Annotated in this window: 1 protein-coding gene; it reads left to right on the top strand. The window is 63.7% G+C overall.

Going from position 1 to position 609, the window contains the following annotated elements:
• Positions 1-139 precede the first annotated feature (139 nt).
• Positions 140-609, top strand: a 470-nt coding sequence (trfA, locus tag RY831_RS33120; protein ID WP_326510520.1) for a plasmid replication initiator TrfA, incomplete at its 3' end; no start/stop codon positions are given.

Raw genomic sequence — 609 nt, 5'->3', positions numbered from 1 at the left:
CGCCACTTGTCCACAGAATCAGTTCCCCAACCCACGCTCGACAAACGTGTTTCAACGCTGCAACGACGAGCCGCCACGCTCAGAAAACGATAAATCCCATGGTAACTTCCTCACCCATACCAACCAGGGATCAACCAGCATGCCGGCCACCGGGATCAAGCACAAGCCGCTCAGCGACGCACTGCAGCGCATCGAGGAAACCCTTGCCACCAAGCGCAGGAGCCCGGCGCGCAGCGCAGCCATGACCCAGCTGAGCCTGGAAGCCGACGACGATGCGCTGCGGCGCAATGTCGAACAAGCCCTCATCGCCCAGCTGCCCCTGTGGGAAAACCAGGTGCGCGGGCTGCCCAATCCGCTGGCGCGCTCGGCGCTGTTCAGCGTGGCGCGCCAGAACGAGCCGCGCCAGCATCTCAAGGAGCGCCCGATCACCTCGGTCAAGGGCGTGGAAATCTTCTACACCGGCGAAGAGCTGCGCCAGGACGACGAAGACGTGTTCCTGAACCTGGTGCACCTGGCGCGCAGCCAGCCGCTGGGCCATGAAGTGTCGTTCACGGCCTACTCGATGCTCAAATCCATGGGCTGGCCGACCTCGGCGCCATCGTACGAGCG

Origin of the sequence: Noviherbaspirillum album, assembly GCF_035916955.1 — a bacterium.
In the GTDB taxonomy this organism is placed as follows: Bacteria; Pseudomonadota; Gammaproteobacteria; order Burkholderiales; family Burkholderiaceae_D; genus Noviherbaspirillum; species Noviherbaspirillum album.
Note: the sequence above shows the minus strand (reverse complement) of the source record. Positions and strands in the feature narration are given on the sequence as shown.